The organism is Empedobacter stercoris, assembly GCF_020281205.1.
GTDB classification, from domain to species: domain Bacteria; phylum Bacteroidota; class Bacteroidia; order Flavobacteriales; family Weeksellaceae; genus Empedobacter; species Empedobacter stercoris.
The window spans coordinates 14,088-34,908 of sequence record NZ_JACXZC010000001.1 but is presented as its reverse complement, the minus strand read 5'-3'; the positions used below and the strand labels follow the sequence as shown (position 1 = coordinate 34,908).

The following is a 20,821-nucleotide window of genomic DNA, read 5'->3' as shown; positions in this document are numbered from 1 at the left end:
AATGGAAGTTACTTTTTTTGATTTTATACTTTTTCTAATTCGTGTTTTAATCGTTTTTCAGATTTGATATCCATAATCTGAATGGATTCTTGACTAAAAATCTTAAAACTGTATTCGTGTTTTTCTAATAAAAAGTCATATGGACCTTTTGGTGCGATTAATTTCACTAAAACAGGAGCTGTTTCTAATGAAATAAAAACAAGAGCAATAAAAATAGCGGCAGTTCCTAAAATAGCGTTTGTTGTAGATAATTCATCTAAAGCCTGCATACGAGCTGCAAATCCGTTGTAATTTTCTTCCGTTGGTTTAGCCGCATCAATTTCTTTCTCTTTTGCAACATTCAATCGATCTAATTCTTTGTTAATCTCTGCTAAACGAGGCGAAGATTGTTGAATATAGGTTTCGATTTCGGCAGCTTTTTGTTTTTTCAATTCTGCCTTTCGTTTGGCATTTGGCCCATAACCTTCACGACCTGTTGTTGTTTCTGTTTGTGTTCCTACAACTTCTTTTTCCAATTCTGTAGAAGCTGTATTATATTCAGCTCTTAATTGATCAATTTGAGCATAAATTTCTTTTCTTTCATTCAAAAAAGGAGTTCCTAATTCTGCATAACGTGCATCAATTCCTTTTTGTAATTCAGCTTTATTTCGATTGACAATAACATTTAATTGCTTGTTAATTTCTTTCTCGAAGATTTTTAATTCTAACGGTTTCGAAATGACAATACCTAACAAAATGGCAACCAAAATACGTGGTAAAGCAATAAAAAACTGACGGAAAAGGCTCCCTGATTTCTTCATCGAGGTTACAATATAACGGTCAAGATTAAAAATCATCAATCCCCACAATAATCCAAATCCAGTTGCTGCATATATATTATCAAAAACTGTATTTAAGGCATAACCCGCTGACAAAGCAGCCAAAATCCCCGTAAATAAGATGACACCCCCGATACCTATATGTTTGTTTATATCAGTAGGTGTTTTTTTCAAGAGTTCAAAGCTACTCCCCGAACAGATGATTAAAAATTTTTGTAGTCCATTCATTTTACAAATATAGTACTTTGTATAACATAATATTAAATATCGTGCCAAAAAAAGCTGACAATCAAATTGTCAGCTTAAATTTTTAAAAAAATTTACTTAAAAATAAATTAAGCTTGTTTTTCTATTTTAATTCTCCATCCGTAAGGATCATTCGCTAATCCGTACTGAATATCTTTTAATTTCTTTTTCAATTGTAAAGCAAAAGAATCTTCTTCCGCTAAAGTAGGTAATTGCGCACGCTCTTCTCCAAATCCTACTGCATCATACTGCGTAATAACAACAGCAGTTCCACAACCAAATACTTCTTTTAATTCTCCGGATTTGTATGCATCATATAACTCTTGTACTTCGACAGGGCGTACTTCAACTTCATATCCATTATCTTTAGCTAACGTCAAAACTGAATCACGCGTTACACCATTCAAAATACGCTCTGAAGTTGGCGCAGTTAAAATTTTGTTTCCGATACGTACCATTACATTCATTGTTCCTGCTTCTTCGATGTATTTATGCTCGATAGAATCTGTCCAAATTACCTGATCATATCCATCTTTTTGTGCTTCTGAAGTTGGGAAGAAAGATCCCGCATAATTTCCACCACATTTTGCAAAACCAACACCTCCTTGGGCAGAACGGCTGTAGTAATCAGCAATTTTAACTGATAAAGGTTTGTCGTAATAATTAGGAGCATAAGCCAATAAAATAGCAAAGATGAATTCATTAGATGCTCTTGCAGAAACTGCTTCTTCTGTCGCAAACATTACAGGACGAATGTATAAAGACGTTCCGTAATCTTTTGGTACCCATTGACGATCTAAATCAATAATAGTTTTTAAACCATCAATAAAAATTTCTTTTGGAATTTGAGGCATATTAAGACGAGCAGCAGAAAGATTAAAACGCTCAAAATTTTTCTCAGGACGGAAGATAAACACTTCTTCTTCATCATTCTTGTAAGCTTTCATTCCTTCAAAAATTGTTTGTCCATAATGGAAAGACATCGCTGCTGGAGTCATCGAAATTGGACCATAAGGTACAATTTTAGGCTCATCCCACTTACCATCTTTGTAGTGCGCGATTAACATATGGTCTGTAAACTCTTTACCAAAAACAGTAGAGTCGAAAACTGAATCATTGAATTTAGATTCAGCAATTTTTTCTATAATCATTTTACGATATATTTTGTTTGTGCTTATCAAAGGTACATTTTATTTGCACTTTTTCATAATAAATATCATAACTTTCGACGATGAAAAGAATTATTCAAGAAACTGAAGACGGTTCAAAAACCATCTATATTGAAGATTGGGATGAATCTTATCATTCCAAACATGGCGCTGTACAAGAGGCTTTTCATGTATTTATTCAAAATGGATTACATCATTTTAAAGAAACAAAAGATTTTATTAAAATTTTAGAAATTGGATTAGGAACGGGATTAAATTCGTTTATCACTTTAATAGAAGCAGAGAAAAATAAAATTTCTGTGCAATATGTTGGAATCGAAAAGTTTCCGGTTTCTAAGGAGGAATTTGAGTTGGTTAATTATTTTGAAAATGTGTTTAAACTTTATCCTGAATTAGAAGATCGTAAAACAGAGTTTTTAGAATATTATCAGCTATTATTTGATTCTAATTGGGAAAAATGGCACAAGATTTCACCTTATTTTGAATTCAAAAAAGTGGAAGAAGATTTTTTCAATCTCAAAAATATTCAAGAAAAAAACGTCGATTTAGTTTATTTCGATGCTTTTGGTTCGCGTGTTCAACCCGAATTATGGGAAAAAGAATTATTAGAAATCGTAGATTCTGTCACTAAAAACTCTGCTATTTTCACTACTTATGCTGCAAAAGGGAGTATTAAAAGAGGGTTAAAAGATTTGGGTTATATCGTGCATAAACGTCCAGGACCTCCTGGAAAACGGGAAATGATGGTTGGTCTAAAGAACTTTTCTATTACGAAATAATCTCATTGACAAGTTAATTTTAAAAATCGTAAATTTGCATCGGAAAATAATTTGATGTTTTCCATATTTTTTATGACAAATTATATCGAATATAAATTTAAAGTTGCGGTAGTAGAGCCTTTTAATGAAATTATTATTGCAATGATTTCTGAATTACCTTTTGAAAGTTTTGTTGAAAACGAGGAAGGTTTTGATGCTTACATGCCAAAAACAGAAGAAAATATTGATGATGTAAAAGAAGTAATCGATTCTATAGAGAACATTGATTTTTCCTATACGCGTCAAGAAATCGAACAACAAAATTGGAATGCAACGTGGGAAGAAAATTTCACACCAATTTTAGTAAATGATCAATGTTTAATTCGTGCCGAATTCCACGAAACAGTAGAAAATATTCCGTACGAAATTATCATTCAACCAAAAATGTCGTTTGGAACAGGGCACCATTCTACAACACATTTGATGGTAGAATATATCTTGGAAACTGAATTTACAGGAAAAGACATTTTGGACATGGGCTGTGGAACTTCTATTCTTGCAATTTTAGGAATGAAGCGTGGTGCAAACTATGCAGAATGCATTGATATTGATGAATGGGCTGTTGAAAACTCTATCGAAAATGGAAAACGAAATGGTGTAAGTTTGGATGCCAAAATGGGAGATAATTCATTGTTAGGAAGCAAACAATTTGACGTTATTTTAGCCAATATCAACAAAAATATTTTAATCAGCCAAATTCCTTCTTATATTAATGTATTGAACGAAAATGGTGATTTATTCTTAAGTGGTTTAATGGAACAAGATTTTGATGACATCTTGACTTTCTGTACCGAAAATGGTTTAAAATTTGTATCTAAAAAACAACGAAATGAGTGGATTGCACTGCATTTCAAAAAATAAAATGATATGATAAAATACGCAACGCAACCTCTATGGGAAACGGAAAAAGATTCGGCTGTTGATGTATTGGAGCAAGAATCGCACAAGTATCAAATTATCGTTTACAATGATGATGTGAATACATTTGATTGGGTAATCGAATCGTTAATTGATGTTTGTGAACATACACCAGAACAAGCAGAACAATGTTCGATTTTAATTCATTACAAAGGTAAATGCGAAGTATTGACTGGTGAATTAGAAGATTTAAAACCTCGATGCACAGAGTTATTGAACCGAGGTTTGAGCGCAGAAATTATTTAAAAATTTCTTAATAATTATATAAAACAAAATCAGAATCGTCTAATGTTACATTGGACGATTTTTTATTTTGATCACTTACTATATACGAATCATAAATTTTTTCATAAACCTGAATCTCCGTTTTTGTATCAACAACTTCTTGTGATTTTTGAGAAGAATTAATCATAAAAGGAAGAGCAATTAAAGCAATAAAAATTAAACAAGCAACTGCCCACCACTTAGTAAAATGGATAACTTTTGTTTCTTTTTTATTGATTGTTTTAGCAATTATATTCTCTTCCAAATCATTAAAATATTGATTCGGTACAGTTAAATTTTCTTTTTGTTTGAAAGAATTCAGATATAGTTCATTCTGCAAATCATCGAAATAATGATCAGGAACTTTAAAATTATTTTTTAAATCATTCTTCATATCACCACTTAGACAATAAAATTAAAAAAAGGTTTAATCTTCAAGTTCTAAAAATTCTTTAATCTTTGTCACTGCATGGTGGTAGGATGCTTTGAGTGCTCCTACCGATGTTCCTAAGATTTCAGAAATTTGTTCATACTTCAATTCTTCGTAATATTTCATCAAAAAAACTGTACGTTGTTTTTCTGGCAAACTTGCAATTGCTTCTTGTAACTTTTGTTGAATTTCATCACCTGTAAAATATACATCAGAAGACAAATTATTGGCGACATTCATCGAATAATCATCGTACGAAACATTTCTTTCTTTTGCATTTTTATGAATAAAATTTATGGTTTCATTATACGCAATTCTAAAAATCCATGTCGAAAATTTTGACTCATTTTTAAAAGAATCCAAGTTTTGATAAACCTTTATAAATACATTCTGCGACACATCGTCCGCATCTTCATGAATCAAAACCATGCGACGTATCTGCCAATAAACCTTCTGGTGATATTCTTTCACAATTAATTTAAAAGCTTCTTCTAATTTTTTATCTCGTATAAAAGTTGATATGTCCTGATCCAATCGTAAAGTAAATTAAGATGTAAAGCTATTAAAATTAGAAGTATAAAAAAGTATATTTTATATATATTTAAGTTAAAATCTTCAGTAGCATTTTTTTACATATGAACATAATAAAAAAGGTTTGAGAAATATTTCTCAAACCTTTTTATTTTTTCTGAACATCTTAGCCTTTTTTTAGTCTTCGCTTTTGATAATTTCATATTCAACTTTCATCACTCCTGTATTGGTGTGACCGATTTCGCTGAATGCAGCTTGACTTAAGTCTAAAACTCTAGATTTAGCGTATGGACCTCTGTCGTTGATTTCTACAACCACAGATTTACCATTTCTGATATTCGTAACTTTTACTTTCGTACCAAATGGTAAAGACTTATGGGCAGCTGTAAGTTCGTGTTTGTCATACTTTTCACCACTAGCTGTCTTGCGTCCGTGGAATTTGTCTCCATACCAAGAAACAACTCCTGTCGAGATTTTTCGAGCACTACTCTCGATAAGTTCTCCAACCAACTTTTCATCTTCAATTGATAATGTATCTTGTTTGATGGTATCATTATCAACATCATTACTAAATCTTTTCTCAGAAGCTGGTACAATAATTGCTTCATTAATACCCGATTCCTTAAAAATTTTACCATCAGCATTTGCTATTGGAAAAATCATTAACATTGCTATAAACGCTGTAATGCTTTTCGTCATCCTTTAGATTTTTCTGATTTACTTTGCAAATTTAAGGGTATAAACACCTTCTTATTTAGAATTATTCTAATCCATTGATTTTTAATTCTTAAATCTCCTGTGTTTTACTTATAATGTTACTTACAGCGATTTGTTAATTTAATGTTAAAATAAAGTAATAATCCTAATTTTTTTGGCAATTATTCGTTTAAATCGGATATATAATTGTTTTTCAAAATATAATATATTTATATAATTTAAAGATATTTATCAAATTGAGAAATAAAAAAGGTAAAGCCTATAAGACTTTACCTTTTTCTTAATTTTTAACGATTTAAAAATCAATTATAAACTTGCTAAAATATCTTTTACTTTAGCTGAAATTAACTTTCCTTCTGCTTTACCAGCTAATTGAGATGATGCAGCTCCCATTACTTTTCCCATATCTTTAGGTGAAGTAGCGCCAACTTTAGTCACTATTTCTTGAATTACAGCTGTTAACTCTTCGTCTGTTAATTGGGCGGGTAAAAATTGTTGAATAACTTCTGCTTGTGCCAATTCTTTTTCCGCTAATTCTACACGTCCATTTGCTTCAAATTGTTCAGCAGCTTCTTTACGTTGTTTTACAAGTTTTTGTAATAAAGCAATTTCTTGATCTTCTGATAAATCACCATTAGCTCCAGATGTTTTAGCTAATAATAATTCAGATTTTACAGCTCTTAAAGCTTCTAAAGCAACAGTATTTTTAGCTTTCATCGCTTCTTTTAACTGTGCCATTATTTGAGTTTCTAAATTCATTTGTTTTGCTTTTAGACTACAAATTTAAGACAAAAAAAGGCTCATCGCAAAAGCAATGAACCTTTTCTATAATAAGAATATTTTTTACGAGTGATCCTTTATTAATCTACGTTGTCGTGTAGAAAATTGTTTGGACGAATTTGAGTTTCGTTGTTACGGTTTGTACCTACCGAAAAATCAGATGATTGTTTATCATTACGATCAGATAAATTCAATCCTTGACGTTTGTAAGCAGGAATGGCCTCATATTCATCTACCTGAGAGTTTGTCATCGTGTTATTAAATTTAAAATTAAATTGTTTCAAACGATTTCTTCTCTCTTCAATCATACTATTCAATTCAGGGTCATTAGACTGTTCGATTGGTTGATTAAATGGATCTACAGCAACTTGAACATGTTCTATTTGCGAAGCTGTTGACTGCGATACATTTGATTGAATCGGTTCTACATTTCCATATCCATTATTTTGAGGAGCTTGGTATCCAGCATAATTATTTTGAGGATAATTAGATTGTTCTGAAGCTACAGGATTTGAATATGAATTATATGTTTGATTATTATTTGCATTATTCGATGGCTCTTGCGTACGGTTAAAATCAGATTTCAAACGTGGTTCAAAGTCGTCGTAAGAATGTTTTTCTTGCACTGACTCATCCTCAACATCATCTAAAACGTATCGTTTTGGAGAGTTATTTTCTTCAAAAGATTCAACTGGAGTATTGTGATAAGTTTGTTGTTGAAAACTTTGATTAACATCTGCATCACGATAGTTCTTTTGAGGCGCTTCTGGCGTTTGATTTTGTTGTGGCGCTTGTTGAGAAGCATTAGAACGACCAAAGTCTAATGTCATCGGTTTTACTCGATTTACAAAAGGTTGCTCTACAGATAACGTCTTATTAATCGGTTGTTCTTCCTCTAAAGTGTGAATAATTTTTTGTTCTTCTTTTCCTGTATATGCTTGATCTTCTGTAGGAAAACCAGTTGCAACAACAGTTACAGAGATAGAATCGCCTAAATCTAAATCTTCGCCAATACCCATGATGATATTTGCGCTATTACCTGCTTCTTGTTGAATGTAATCATTGATTACTCCAATTTCATCCATTGTAATTTCATTATTACCAGATAAAATTAATAACAACACATTTCGTGCTCCTGTAATTTTGTTATTATTCAACAATGGAGAGTCTAAAGCAGAAGAAATTGCGTCTTTTGCTTTGTTTTCACCAGAACCTTGTGCAGATCCCATGATTGCTGTACCAGAGTTTTTAAGAACTGTACGTGCATCACGTAAATCGATGTTCATTGCGTAGTGTTGTGTAATAACTTCTGCAATCCCTTTTGCCGCTGTTGTTAAAACTTCATCAGCTTTAGAGAAACCATTTTTAAAACCTAAGTTTCCGTATAACTCACGTAATTTATCATTATTGATTACAATTAATGAATCTACGTTTTGTCTTAATTTTTCGATACCTTTTTCAGCTTGTTCCAACCTCATTCTTCCTTCGAAAAAGAATGGCGCTGTTACAATACCTACAGTCAAGATATCCATTTCTTTTGCAATACCAGCAATTACTGGCGCTGCTCCGGTTCCTGTACCACCACCCATTCCAGCAGTTATAAAAACCATTTTAGTTCCTTCGTCTAAGACAGCTTTCACATCATCCATACTCTCGATAGCAGATTGCTCTCCTACCTCAGGATTTGCACCAGCGCCTAAACCTTCAGTTATTGCTTGTCCTAATTGAATTCTTGTTGGAACTGGACTGTTAGCTAAAGCCTGAGAATCTGTGTTACAGATCACAAACTCTACTCCCGCGATTCCTTGTTCAAACATGTAGTTTACGGCATTACTACCTCCACCACCTACTCCGATTACTTTGATAGCTTGAGATCGGCTCTTTGGTAAATTGAACACAATATCTCCTGATAACATATCACTCATATTCTTCTTATTAAATTGGTTCGTAATTTATTCTTAGTTTATTCTTATTATTCGGTTTCGTTAATCATTTGGATAAATTTATCCGTCCATTTCGAAAAGAAATTCTTCTTTTCTGGTTTAGATTTAGTTTCTTTCTTATCTCCAATTTCTTGATCCAAGAATTCATCAACAACTTCTTCCCTTTTAGGTATTTTTACATTTTCAACATCAGTAGCGACGTTTGTTGATTTTGATTGTGAGGAATATCCACCTATTTCTAGTTCTTCTTGATTGTTTAGGTTATCAATTACTGGTTTTTCATAAATTTCGTGCTGATAATTTGCCGCTAACTCTTCTAACCCTTTCATCAATAATCCAACAGATGTTGCATATTCAGGACCGCTGATTTCTTCTGCTTTAGCACCTACAATATGCTCGTTGGAGTATCCAATTCTCACATCCATACCTGTAACATATTCTGTTAATTGACGAATGTGTTTTAATTTTGACCCACCACCTGTTAAAACGATTCCTGCAATCAATTTTTTGTTTTGATCTTCGCAACCGTAGTTTTTCAATTCTAAATAGACTTGTTCTAAAATTTCCTGCACGCGTGCATGGATAATTTGTGACAGTCTTTTTAATGATATTTCTTTTGCTTCGCGCCCTTTTAATCCAGGAATCGAGACAATTTCTGTTTCTTTATTTTCACCAGGCCAAGCAGAGCCAAATTTTTCTTTTAAAGCTTCGGCTTGTTTTCCGATAATAGAGCATCCAACTTTAATGTCTTCTGTAATCACATTTCCACCGAATGGAATAACCGATGTGTGACGAATGATACTATCTTTAAAAATTGCAATATCTGTTGTACCACCACCTATGTCAATCAATGCTACACCTGCTTCTTTTTCCTCTTCACTAAGTGCTGCACTTGAAGATGCAATAGGCTCTAAAGTGATACTTGCCAAGCGTAAACCTGCGGCTTTTACACAACGTGCAATATTTCGGATAGAAGAAACTTGTCCTACAACCACATGGAAATTGGCTTCTAAACGACTTCCGTACATACCGATTGGTTCTCGAATTTCTCCTTCGTTATCAACCTTAAATTCTTGCGGAAGAACATGGATAATTTCTTCTCCTGGTAACATCACCAATTTATAGACCTGATTTGTCAATAATTTTAAATCATTATCATCTATCACATCTTCTGAATTGGTACGTGTAATGTAATCGCTATGTTGTAAACTACGGATATGTTGTCCTGCAATACCAACGGTTACATCAGTAATCTTGACACCTGAAGACCTTTCTGCCTTATCAATTGCTTCTTTTATCGAATTAATAGTTTGCGTAATATTATTCACGACTCCTCTGTGTACACCCAAACTTTTTGCTTGTCCGTGTCCAAGAATTTCAATTTTTCCGTTTTCATTTTTTCGTCCGACAAGTGCTACAATTTTTGTAGTTCCTATGTCTAAGCCAACTGCAATCTTACTATTGTTCTCCATTTTTTATTCGTTTGGTTGCTACAACTTGGTTTACAAATTTCAAGCTCAATTTTTCATAATCTTCTGTTCCTATAAAATCGATGTATTGATAATAGTACAATTTCAGATTATGTAACTTTTGTTCAAAATTATTTAAAGTACCTAATTCTATATAATAGTTTCCACTATTTACAATTAAATTAAATGAACGTTGTCCTACTTTCTGAATGGCTATGATGTGATTTTTTAATAATTCATCTGCTTTCAAAGCTTGAACAAATTTACTCAAATCCTCATACTCATTCGGTTTTACATCACCAGAAACCAAAATTACATCCGCTGAACTTAATTTAGATAAAGGCATTTTTTCGCCTTTGGTTGTCAAATAAAACTCATTTGTCAGCGTTTTCACTCGAGCAACTGCTGTATTTGCTTTTATATCAAGTCGTAAATGTCCATTAATGTTTTTACTCACTTGTACAGAATCTACAAAGGGACTCTTATTTATTTTTTGTTCGATATCTTTTACATTTACCTCTCTCAAGGTTTGTTTCATAATGTCTTTTCCATCTTTGTTGATTATATCTTTTATCGATTCGTCATTGATAAAATAATTTTCAACGGGCTGAACAAATGCCACATCAATTTTTTCCACAGTACGCGAAGCATTCTTAATTACCGTAAAACTAATTAAACCGATTAGCAAGATAACTCCAAAAATCACTTGTATGATTTTCAATTTATGCTTCACTTAACCATTCTTTTATTTGTTTAACAATTGTATCAATATTTCCTGCTCCTACAGTTAATAACACATCAAAATCTCGTTTTTTGATGTTCGCTAAACTATCTTCTAATGAAGATACTATTTTTTCTTGTAATTCTACCTTTTCTAACAACCAATTTGATGATACACCTTCGATTGGAAGCTCTCTTGCCGGATAAATATCTAATAAAATAAGGCTATCTAATTGGCTTAAACTTGCTCCAAACTCATCAGCAAAGTCACGTGTTCGTGTAAATAAATGAGGTTGAAATACTCCTAACACTTTTTTACCCGGATATAATTCACGAACTGAACGAATTGCAGCATTCAATTCTGTTGGATGATGTGCATAATCGTCGATATAAATTTTTCCATTTGCTTCGAAACGATTAAAGCGTCTTTTCACTCCCACAAAGCTTGCTAAAGCTTCTTTTATTTTATCAAGAGAAATCCCTAAATATTCTGCTACAGCTAATGCTGCAAGAGCATTTTCCATATTATGATGACCTGGCAATAAAATTCCGATGTTTTGCATTTCTCCATGAGGAGTCGTTACATCAAAAACATAATGCCCGTCAATAATTCTTACATTATGCGCATTATAATCAGCATCTTCTTCAACTCCGTAAGTAAAAGCATTTTCAAAATTTAAACCTTTGCGAACAAATAGTTTTTCTTCTACAATTGCTGCAAATTCTTGAAATGATTTTTTTACTTCTTCACGCTCTCCATAAATATCCAAATGGTCAGGATCATCACTTGTAATAATGGCTAATTTCGGAGAAAGGCGTAAAAAAGAACGGTCAAATTCATCTGCTTCAGCAACCGTATATTTAGAGCCATTTAGAATGATATTTGAATCGTAATTTTCTGCAATACCACCTAAAAATGCTGTACTTTCTACATCTGCTACTTTTAGGATATGCCCTAAAATAGACGAAGTTGTTGTTTTCCCGTGCGTTCCCGCAACGCCAATATTGTAGGTATGTTTGGTAATTTCACCTAACACTTCAGAACGTTTCATGACTTTAAAATCATTCACTAAAAAATAATTTAGTTCGGAATGATCTTTTGGTACCGCTGGTGTATAAATCACCAATGTATTTTCTGGTTTAATCCCTGCTGGAATTAACTCGATATTATCTTCGAAATGAATATCAATTCCTTCAGTAATCAATTCAGTTGTCAGTTCGGTTTGTGTTTTGTCATAACCTGCAACTTCTTTTCCGATTGATTTGAAGAAACGTTCCAACGCACTCATTCCGATTCCTCCTGCACCGATGAAATAATAATATGTTTTATCTAAAATATTCATTATAATAAATTCAATAATATATCTACAATCTCTTTTGTCGCATTCGGTTTCCCTAATTGCTTGATGTTTTGAGATAATTTATTTTTTAATTTTTCATTGTTTGCCAAAGCAATTACCTCTTTGACTAAATTTTGTTTTGCATCTGCATCTTTTACCATAATCGCAGCCTCTCTCTCAACCAACGCTTGCGCATTTTTAGTTTGATGATCTTCTGCCGCTGTTGGTAAAGGAAGCAAAATTGTTGCTTTACCAACTATACACAATTCCGAAATTGCCATAGCTCCTGCACGAGAAACAATCATATCCGAAGCTGCATACGCATCTTTTATGTTGTAAATAAATTCGGTTACATGAATGGTTGGATATTTATCTCCAACCAAGTTTTTGATTTTTTGATAATCTAACTTTCCTGTTTGCCAAATTAACTGAACACCACTTGCAACAAATTCCTCAAGGTTTTCTAACCATGCATTATTCATTGCTCTTGATCCTTGCGAACCTCCAACAGATAAAATAGTTGGTTTTTCTGGATCTAATCCAAAAACAGAAATTGCTTCTGATTTGGATGGTAAGTTTTGAAAAATTTCGGCACGAATTGGATTTCCTGTGTAATGCACTTTTTCTTGTGGAAACTGTGAAATTCCTTCGTAAGCTGTACAAATAGCCTTTGCTTTATTTTTCAAAATTTTGTTGGTAACACCCGGAAACGAATTTTGTTCTTGTAATAAAATCGGAACATTTTTGCTTCCCGCTATCCACAACATTGGTCCACTTGCATAACCTCCTGTACCAATAGCTAAGTCTGGTTGAAAATCAGTATAGATTTTCTTTGCAAGACTTAAACTTTTTATCAATTTGAAAGGAAATTTTAAATTCGCTTTCATATTACTTCTATCAAATCCAGAAATTGGTAAGCCTTTTATAGCATAACCAACTTTTGGTACTTTTTCCATTTCCATTCTTCCTTCTGCTCCTACAAACAGAATTTGAGCATCTGGCAAACGACGTTTTATTTCATCTGCGATTGCTATAGCTGGATATATATGTCCACCTGTTCCTCCGCCACTTATCAAAACTTTAGGCGATGTCTTCGATGTATTCTTCACTTAATACTTTTCTATCTTGTTCTAATTCTTCTTTCGATTTAATTTGAGTACTAACACTCAAAATTATTCCGAACGAAATACATGTCATCCAAATGGATGTTCCACCATAACTAATCATTGGTAATGGTTGTCCTGTTACTGGAATTAAATTTACAGCAACCGCCATATTCACCATTGCTTGAACGATAATTGGTAAGCCGACTGCAAATACAAGTAGCGTACCAAAAATGGTATGAATTTTAGATGCGATGATACAAATTCGAATTAATATCAAAAGAAAAATTCCAATTAATAAAATTGCACCAATGGCACCGTACTCTTCTACAATAATTGCGAAGATAAAATCGGAAGAAGACTGAGGTAAAGTCTGTTTAAAAACACTTTTTCCTGGTCCTGCCATTTCATTTAAACCTCTTGCAATTGCTGCTTTTGCGTGTAGAACTTGGTAGCTTTCTAAACCCGAATCATCATTAAATTTCTCTATACGTGACATCCATGTGTGTACACGCGAATTTGCAATTAAATCTGGTTTATTAAAAGCCAACCAAACAAACCCTCCTCCTAAAAGAATCCCTAATCCTGCAATTGTAAATAAATACTTGAATGGAAATCCTCCAATAATCAATAATATCCCACACATTCCAGCTAACATCAACGCTGTTGATCCATTAGAAGGAAAAATTAATCCTACAATAGCAAGGATTGGTAAAAATAAAGGAATTAAGGTATTTTTCCATGTATATTCTTTGTCTCTATTTTTTGTCAAATAACGAGCAATATAAATCAACAATGCTTGTGAAGCTATCATAGATGGTTGAATACCTATCCCTGTTCCTGGAATCGTCAACCATCGAGCAGCATTTGCCCCACCGATTGTTTGTCCTTGTACGAGCGTCAGGATCAAAACTACTGAAAGTAAAAGAACTGCACTTAAAGCAAATAAGCCAAACCAACGATAATCCACACGCTGTAATCCATAAATGAAAAATAAACCAATTAAAAGAATTACGGCATGTTTACCTAAATGTCCAAAAATAGTTCCTGAACCTACTGTATACACCAAGTTAGAACTTGCCGAATAAACTGGTAAGAACGAAAATAGTGCTAACAATAAAATGAAAGCCCAAAGCGGTTTATCGCCTTTAAAATATTTTTGTACGATGGTAGACATTGGTTAGTTTGTTATTATAATTTGCGTACGTTTTCTTTAAATTGATCGCCACGATCTTCGTAACCGTTGAACAAATCGAAACTTGCACAAGCTGGTGACAATAAAACCGTTTCTCCTTTTGTTGCCAATTGATAGGATTTAGCAACACAATCTTTCATATTATTCGTTTCGACAATTGTATCGATGTATGGACTGAAAAAATCAATAATTTTGGTATTATCAACACCTAAACAAACGATTGCTTTTACTTTCTTTTTAACGAAAGGTAAAACTTCGCTATAGTCGTTTCCTTTATCAGTTCCACCAACAATCCAAACGATTGGTTTCGTCATACTTTCTAACGCATAATAAGTTGCATTAACATTTGTTGCTTTAGAATCGTTGATAAAATCAATTCCGCCAATTGTCAAAACAGGTTCTAAACGATGTTCAACAGATTTAAAATCCGACAAACTCTTTCTTAGATCCTCATTATTGATTTCAATAATTTTTGCAGCTACAGCCGCAGCCAATGAGTTAGAAACATTGTGTTTTCCAATTAATCCTAAATCATTCACTAACATTGTAAAATCACCATTCGAATCGCTCACACGGAACAATTCATTATTTGCGTATGCTTCATTTGTTGCATCCATCATTGTGAACGGTTTATGATGAGCGCGAATATTCATCTGATCTATCATCTCCATTGTTTTTGGATCATCCAAATTGTAGATAAAATAATCGTTTTCATCTTGGTTTTCAGTTATTCTGAATTTAGCCTTTGCATACAAATCAAACTGATAGTTGTATTGGTCTAAATGATCTGGTGTAATGTTTAATAAAATTGCAACATACGGTTTGAAATCTGTTTTAATATCGTCTAACTGAAAACTACTCACTTCTAACACATAATAGTCGAAGTTATCTTCAGCTACAGATTTTGCAAAACTTTTTCCGATGTTACCACCTAATCCTACATTTAATCCAGCTTGCTTTAGGATATGGAACATCAAACTTGTTGTTGTTGTTTTTCCATTAGATCCTGTAATCGCAATAATTTTTGCATCTGTGTAACGAGATGCAAATTCAATTTCAGAAATAATTGAAACGCCTTTCGCTTCTAATTTCTGAATTAGTGCTGCTTTCTTAGGAATACCTGGACTTTTCATGATTTCGTCTGCATTCAAAATTAAATCTTCTGTATGCTGTCCTTCTTCATAAGCGACTCCGTGATCCTCCAAAAGTTGTTTATATTTATCTTTTATTTGTCCCATGTCTGAAAGAAAAACCTCAAAGTTTTCTTTCTTCGCAAGAATAGCTGTTCCTACGCCACTTTCTCCTCCTCCTAAAACGACTAATCTTTTCATTTTTATCTAATTTTTAAGGTAATAATACTAATTACCGCTAAAATGATTCCGATGATAATGGCACGAACCACGATTTTACTTTCGTGATATCCTAATTTTTGAAAATGGTGATGTAAAGGAGACATCAAAAAGATTCTACGACCTTCACCAAATTTCTTTTTCGTGTACTTAAAATAAGACACTTGCAACATAACTGACAAACTTTCTGCGAAAAATATTCCACACAAAATCGGTAGTAACAATTCTTTTCGAACGATAATTGCCAAAACTGCGATAACACCTCCAATTGTCAAACTCCCTGTATCACCCATGAATACTTGCGCCGGATAGGTATTGTACCAAATAAATCCGATCAAACCTCCAAGGAAAGCACCACAGAAAATCAATACTTCTTCAGAACGAGGAATAAACATGATATTCAGATAATCTGCGAACATGATATTTCCCGAAACGAAAACAAACATAGCAATCGCCGCCATAATTACAGCTGAACTACCAGCTGCTAAACCATCGATACCGTCTGTTAAATTGGCTCCATTCGAAACTGCTGTAATGATAAAAATTACCGCAAAAATGAAAATTGCTGCAACTGCCCATGTAGGACGATCATCTGCATCCATCCAAAATAAAATATCTGAATAGTTAAATTCATTCCCTTTAACGAAAGGCATCGTTGTTTCTAATGTTTTTTCTTCTGGACCAAATTTAATTGCTCGATTGTATTCCGTTTGTTCAGTTCCTGCTTGGACTTTCACTCTGTTTTCTTGATGTTTTACAGTAACTGTTGGACTGAAATAAAGCATTAAACCAACTACAATTCCAAGACCCACTTGTCCTAAAATTTTAAATTTACCTTGTAAACCTTCTTTGTTTTTCTTGAATACTTTGATGTAATCATCTAAAAATCCAATAACACCTAACCAAATTGTTGAAACCAACAAAATGATGATGTAAATATTATCTAATTTTGCAAAAAGTAAAGTAGGAATTAACGTTGCTAATATGATGATTAAACCACCCATAGTTGGCGTTCCTGCTTTTTCGATTTGTCCTTTCAACCCTAAATCACGAACAATTTCACCCATTTGTTCTTTACGTAAATAACTAATAATTCGTTTTCCGTAAAACAAACTGATGAACATGGCTAATAAAATTGCCATTCCCGCGCGGAAAGACGTGTATTGAAACATGCGTGCTCCAGGGAAATTGATACTCTCTAAATAATCAAATAAATAGTATAACATTCTTTATTTGTTCAATATTTTACTCAATTCTGACGCTATTTCAACATCAGAAAAATGTGTTCTTACTCCGTTAATTTCTTGATATGTCTCGTGACCTTTTCCTGCAATCAAAATAATATCTTTTGGCTCAGCCATTTTAAGTGCTGTTTTTATAGCTTCTTTACGATCTGTAATTTTCAGGGTGCGATTATAAAATTGCGGTTTCACACCAACTTCCATTTCACGTAGAATCTCTTCTGGATCTTCTGTTCTTGGATTATCTGATGTAAAAATGGCAAGATTAGATTTTTCGCTTGCGATATCAGCCATTTCAGGACGTTTTGTTTTATCGCGATCTCCACCACAACCTACAACTGTTATTAATTTTTCATTTTTGGTACGAATCCCTTCAATTGTATCCAAAACATTTTCTAAAGCATCTGGCGTATGTGCATAATCTACAATCACAATAATACCTGATTTCGTTTGAAATGTTTGAAAACGACCATCTACATTTCCAAGTGTGCTCAATGCTTTTAAGACGTCTAATTCATCTTGCCCTAAAATTGAGGCTATACCAAAAACTAATACCAAATTATAGGCATTAAATTGACCAATTAATGATGTCCAGAATTCTTTTCCATTGAATTCTAATTGCATTCCATCAAATTGATGTTCGATAATTTTTCCTTTGAAATCTGCATCAGTTTTTAGTGCGTACAATCTTTTTGTGGCCACTGTATTCTGAAGCATCACTTTTCCATTTTTATCATCTGCATTTGAAATTGCTGTTGACGTTTTTGGTAAATCGTCGAAAAATTTCTTTTTAGCTGCAAGATAATTTGCAAAAGTTTTATGGTAATCCAAATGATCGTGTGTGATATTCGTAAATCCAGCAACTTCGAAATGCAAACCTGCAATTCTATTTTGATGAATTCCGTGCGAAGAAACTTCCATAAAAGCAAATTCGCAACCTCTATCTACAGCCTCGCGAAACATTTTGTTTAATGTCAAAATATCTGGCGTTGTATGCGTAGATGGAATCACTTCACCATCAATTACAATTTTAATTGTCGAAATTAATGCGCAAGCATACCCTAATTTTGTAAACAATTCGTACAACAATGTCGTTGTTGTTGTTTTCCCATTTGTTCCTGTAACTCCAACAAGTTTTAAATCCTTTGTTGGATTTCCATAAAAATTAGAAGCTAAAACACCTAATGCGATTGTCGAATTTTCAACTTTTACATATGTTATACCATCAACTATATTTTCTGGTAAAATTTCACAAACAATTGCCTTAGCACCTAAATCTATTGCTTTACTTATATAGTGATGTCCGTCTACTGAAACTCCATTTACAGCAACAAAAACATCATCTTTTGATACTTTTCTTGAATCAAATTGAATAGTATTGACTTCAACTTTTGTTGAACCAATCGTTTCTGAGATGGAAACTTTAAATAATAGATCAACTAAATTTCTCATCCTTCCAACATTAAATAAATTGTCTCACCCTTCTTAAATCTTGTCCCTGCAGGAATGGATTGAGTTGTCACTTTTCCAAATCCTGAATATTGTACATCTAAACCTAAATTTTCTAATACCGGAATTGCTTTAGATCCTGTATGACCAGTAACATTTGGTACTATATTTTTAGATTCATTAGTTACAATTTTATCTTCTTTTTTAAACTCATTCACCGCGTTCTTTTTTACTAAATCGCGTGGCAAAGGTATGGGAGTTTTTGAATATACCCAATCGGCAATTTTCTTAAAAACAGGAGCTGTTACACTTCCTCCATAAAATCCTTTGGCTGTATTTGGTTTATGTACGACAACAATACAAGAATACTTTGGTTTTTCTGCCGGAAAATACCCTGCAAACGAAGCACGATATTGCATTCCTCTACCATCTTTCTTCCAATAATCTACACGAGCAGTTCCTGTTTTACCAGCGATATCGTAATTACTATTACTAATAATTTTACCTGTTCCTTGTTCAACTGCACCACGCAACATTTCTTGCATTTGTTTTACATTTTCCAAAGAAGTTAACTGATCAACCAAAACAACTGGTTCAAAAACTTTATCAGGTTCACCTTTACGTGTAATTTTATCCATAAATAATGGTTTCAACATTTTACCATTATTTGCAACTGCATTATAAAAAGTTACTATTTGTATCGGAGTTAATTGTAACCCATAGCCGTATCCCATAACTGGCAGTGTAATATTACTCCATGATTTACTATCTGGCGTATGCATAATTGGTTTTCCTTCTCCCAAAATATCCACACCAAGAGGAGAAGTCATATGCCATTTATCCATTTTTTCGAAGAAAGCTTTTGGGTTTTCTCCGTAATATTGATTAATAATTTTAGCTGTTCCAATATTCGATGATTTTTTCATCACACCATCTACCGTTAATGTTCCGTAACCATGTGAATCTGTAATTGTACGGCCATAAAATTTATAGCTTCCGTTACCCGTTTCTACAATTGAATTTTTATTGATATAACCATCATCCATTGCGGCAAGCAACGAAACTGTTTTAAAAGTAGATCCTGGTTCTGCAGCTTCTCCAACTGCATAGTTATAATCATCTATATATGTACCATCTTTTTTACGAGATAAATTAACAATCGCACGAACTTTTCCAGTTTTCACTTCCATAACAACAATACTTCCATGTTCTGCTTCGAATTCTGAAAGTTGTTTGTATAGCGCATCGTATGCAACCATTTGTAAATCGGCATCAATTGTCGTGTAAACAGAAGAACCTGATTGTGGTTCTTGTTCCCAACTTTTCATTGGTTTCCATTTTCCACGTCCCATGAATTGTTCCCAACGACGGCCTTCAACACCGCTTAATAAATCAGAATAAGCACCTTCTAAGCCTACTTTACCACGACGATCATCGTAACCGATTGTACGAACGCCGATATCTTGAACTATTAATTCTCGTTTTGATTCTGTTTCATGGATAAATCCACCTCTATTTTGACCTTTATTAAAGATTGGGAATTTTCTGATTCGTTGATACTCTTCATAATCCAAATCCTTCACTAACATCATGTAGCGATTTTTCTTATTACGTTCTGTAGAAAATTTATCGTAAAAATAAGAAGGCGATTTTGTAAACATCTTACCTAAAGAATCGGCAAGATTATGCATTTCTGTCTTAAATAATTCATCTTTGATCACAGTTAAATCGACATAAATATTATGTTTTGTAACTGTAGTGGCCATTAAAGCACCATTTGAGGCGTACAAGTTTCCACGTTCAGCTGCAACTGTATCTAATCTAAAGTTGTTTTTTTCTGCAAACCGCTCTAATTCAACCCCTTCTATTATATTAATTCGAAACATAAAAACAATAATAAAGATGGCCCAGATCGCAAGTGCGCCGGCAAAAACCCATCCTTTGATGACCATATTGTTTTTATTTTTCGTCGATTGTGTCATACACTTTATCTACTATATAATAAGGTTGTTTATCTGGAATCTTCAAACCATACACTGCTGTACGCTCTAAGATTTCTGTTTCTAATTGCATACGCATCAAATCGCGATGCTTATCTGTATATTGAGATTTTAAATCTTCAACTTTATCTTGCAATTCAGCAATTCGAACTACTTTTCGATCCACTAAATGCGAGCTCGAAATACTCAAAAAAGCTAAACCTACCAAATACAACATAAACTTCCAGTTTTGTTCTGAGCCTGTTTTAATTAAAAACTCACCTCTCAACAAACCTGTAAACGTTTTTTTCTCTGGTAATATTTTTTTCTTTTTTGCCATTT

Annotated in this window: 20 protein-coding genes; 3 read left to right on the top strand and 17 right to left on the bottom strand. The window is 33.1% G+C overall.

Features of this window, described 5'->3' with window-relative positions; translation table 11 throughout:
- Window positions 1-23: 23 nt before the first annotated feature.
- Both IF125_RS00195 and IF125_RS00190 read right to left on the bottom strand, forming a co-directional pair.
- Window positions 24-1,046: a DUF4407 domain-containing protein gene (locus tag IF125_RS00195; protein ID WP_188319179.1), complete on the bottom strand. Its 1,023-nt coding sequence runs from the start codon at window positions 1,044-1,046 to the stop codon at window positions 24-26.
- A 107-nt stretch (window positions 1,047-1,153) separates the two neighbouring features.
- On the bottom strand, window positions 1,154-2,215 hold the full coding sequence (locus tag IF125_RS00190) for a branched-chain amino acid aminotransferase (protein ID WP_171621909.1): 1,062 nt from the start codon (window positions 2,213-2,215) through the stop codon (window positions 1,154-1,156).
- Window positions 2,216-2,295: 80 nt separating this feature from the next.
- Between IF125_RS00190 and mnmD the strand changes: the two genes are divergently transcribed.
- The 3 genes from mnmD (at window position 2,296) to IF125_RS00175 (ending at window position 4,215) form a co-directional block, all read left to right on the top strand.
- Window positions 2,296-3,012, top strand: coding sequence for a tRNA (5-methylaminomethyl-2-thiouridine)(34)-methyltransferase MnmD (mnmD, locus tag IF125_RS00185; RefSeq protein WP_225541110.1), 717 nt, complete (start codon window positions 2,296-2,298; stop codon window positions 3,010-3,012).
- Window positions 3,013-3,084: 72 nt separating this feature from the next.
- The gene (gene prmA / locus IF125_RS00180) at window positions 3,085-3,912 is read left to right on the top strand and encodes a 50S ribosomal protein L11 methyltransferase (protein WP_171621983.1); all 828 of its coding nucleotides are present in this window, start codon (window positions 3,085-3,087) and stop codon (window positions 3,910-3,912) included.
- A gap of 6 nt (window positions 3,913-3,918) precedes the next feature.
- Window positions 3,919-4,215, top strand: coding sequence for an ATP-dependent Clp protease adaptor ClpS (locus tag IF125_RS00175; protein ID WP_171621907.1), 297 nt, complete (start codon window positions 3,919-3,921; stop codon window positions 4,213-4,215).
- A gap of 7 nt (window positions 4,216-4,222) precedes the next feature.
- On the opposite strand, the gene IF125_RS00170 is transcribed toward IF125_RS00175, so the two are convergent.
- From IF125_RS00170 to IF125_RS00100, 15 genes are all read right to left on the bottom strand, one after another.
- The gene (locus IF125_RS00170; RefSeq protein WP_225539377.1) at window positions 4,223-4,627 is read right to left on the bottom strand and encodes a hypothetical protein; all 405 of its coding nucleotides are present in this window, start codon (window positions 4,625-4,627) and stop codon (window positions 4,223-4,225) included.
- A 33-nt stretch (window positions 4,628-4,660) separates the two neighbouring features.
- Window positions 4,661-5,197: an RNA polymerase sigma factor gene (locus tag IF125_RS00165; RefSeq protein ID WP_225539376.1), complete on the bottom strand. Its 537-nt coding sequence runs from the start codon at window positions 5,195-5,197 to the stop codon at window positions 4,661-4,663.
- A 174-nt stretch (window positions 5,198-5,371) separates the two neighbouring features.
- Window positions 5,372-5,893, bottom strand: a complete 522-nt coding sequence (locus IF125_RS00160) for a septal ring lytic transglycosylase RlpA family protein (RefSeq protein WP_171621904.1) — start codon at window positions 5,891-5,893, stop codon at window positions 5,372-5,374.
- 324 nt (window positions 5,894-6,217) lie between these two features.
- The gene (locus tag IF125_RS00155) at window positions 6,218-6,670 is read right to left on the bottom strand and encodes a GatB/YqeY domain-containing protein (RefSeq protein ID WP_171621903.1); all 453 of its coding nucleotides are present in this window, start codon (window positions 6,668-6,670) and stop codon (window positions 6,218-6,220) included.
- Between the two features lie 101 nt (window positions 6,671-6,771).
- Window positions 6,772-8,607: a cell division protein FtsZ gene (gene ftsZ / locus IF125_RS00150; protein ID WP_225541225.1), complete on the bottom strand. Its 1,836-nt coding sequence runs from the start codon at window positions 8,605-8,607 to the stop codon at window positions 6,772-6,774.
- A 56-nt stretch (window positions 8,608-8,663) separates the two neighbouring features.
- Entirely contained in the window at window positions 8,664-10,106 is a 1,443-nt protein-coding gene (gene ftsA / locus IF125_RS00145; RefSeq protein WP_171621902.1) for a cell division protein FtsA, read from the bottom strand.
- Window positions 10,093-10,824: a cell division protein FtsQ/DivIB gene (locus tag IF125_RS00140; protein WP_225541109.1), complete on the bottom strand. Its 732-nt coding sequence runs from the start codon at window positions 10,822-10,824 to the stop codon at window positions 10,093-10,095. Before IF125_RS00140 ends, ftsA begins: the two co-directional genes overlap by 14 nt.
- A gap of 1 nt (window position 10,825) precedes the next feature.
- On the bottom strand, window positions 10,826-12,166 hold the full coding sequence (murC, locus tag IF125_RS00135; RefSeq protein WP_225541107.1) for a UDP-N-acetylmuramate--L-alanine ligase: 1,341 nt from the start codon (window positions 12,164-12,166) through the stop codon (window positions 10,826-10,828).
- A complete protein-coding gene (gene murG, locus IF125_RS00130; RefSeq protein ID WP_225541105.1) occupies window positions 12,166-13,272 on the bottom strand; it encodes an undecaprenyldiphospho-muramoylpentapeptide beta-N-acetylglucosaminyltransferase in 1,107 nt (368 codons plus the stop codon). The genes murC and murG overlap by 1 nt, the downstream gene beginning before the upstream one ends.
- Window positions 13,244-14,443 (bottom strand): FtsW/RodA/SpoVE family cell cycle protein, encoded by a 1,200-nt coding sequence (locus IF125_RS00125; protein WP_188319186.1) that lies wholly within the window; start codon window positions 14,441-14,443, stop codon window positions 13,244-13,246. Before IF125_RS00125 ends, murG begins: the two co-directional genes overlap by 29 nt.
- Before the next feature lie 14 nt (window positions 14,444-14,457).
- The gene (gene murD / locus IF125_RS00120) at window positions 14,458-15,792 is read right to left on the bottom strand and encodes a UDP-N-acetylmuramoyl-L-alanine--D-glutamate ligase (protein WP_225541103.1); all 1,335 of its coding nucleotides are present in this window, start codon (window positions 15,790-15,792) and stop codon (window positions 14,458-14,460) included.
- A gap of 2 nt (window positions 15,793-15,794) precedes the next feature.
- Window positions 15,795-17,036, bottom strand: a complete 1,242-nt coding sequence (mraY, locus tag IF125_RS00115) for a phospho-N-acetylmuramoyl-pentapeptide-transferase (protein ID WP_225541101.1) — start codon at window positions 17,034-17,036, stop codon at window positions 15,795-15,797.
- A 3-nt stretch (window positions 17,037-17,039) separates the two neighbouring features.
- Complete coding sequence (locus tag IF125_RS00110; RefSeq protein WP_225541100.1) at window positions 17,040-18,503, bottom strand: UDP-N-acetylmuramoyl-L-alanyl-D-glutamate--2,6-diaminopimelate ligase; 1,464 nt, start codon at window positions 18,501-18,503, stop codon at window positions 17,040-17,042.
- Entirely contained in the window at window positions 18,500-20,482 is a 1,983-nt protein-coding gene (locus IF125_RS00105; protein WP_225541099.1) for a penicillin-binding protein, read from the bottom strand. Before IF125_RS00105 ends, IF125_RS00110 begins: the two co-directional genes overlap by 4 nt.
- Complete coding sequence (locus IF125_RS00100) at window positions 20,460-20,819, bottom strand: FtsL-like putative cell division protein (protein WP_171621893.1); 360 nt, start codon at window positions 20,817-20,819, stop codon at window positions 20,460-20,462. The genes IF125_RS00105 and IF125_RS00100 overlap by 23 nt, the downstream gene beginning before the upstream one ends.
- Window positions 20,820-20,821: the final 2 nt, after the last annotated feature.